Raw genomic sequence first — 235 nt, 5'->3', positions numbered from 1 at the left:
GTATATTTTTATTTTTAATCATGCGTGCTATGGGAGAAATGATTTATATTACTCCAACAACTGGTTCTTTTGCTACATTTGCGAGTGATTACATACACCCAGCAGCTGGATATATGACAGCATGGAGTAATATATTCCAGTGGGTAGTCGTAGGTCTGAGTGAAGTTATAGCTGTCGGAGAATATATGAATTATTGGTTCCCGAATGTACCTCACTGGATTCCAGGGGGTCTAGC

The 235-nt window shown here is 39.6% G+C and carries 1 pseudogene; it reads left to right on the top strand.

Annotated elements, in window-relative coordinates:
- Positions 1-235: pseudogene (locus Q4528_RS16140) on the top strand (amino acid permease); the annotation flags it as partial.

This window comes from Staphylococcus pasteuri (genome assembly GCF_030547725.1).
GTDB lineage: Bacteria > Bacillota > Bacilli > Staphylococcales > Staphylococcaceae > Staphylococcus > Staphylococcus pasteuri.
This window is presented reverse-complemented; position numbering and strand designations above follow the sequence as displayed.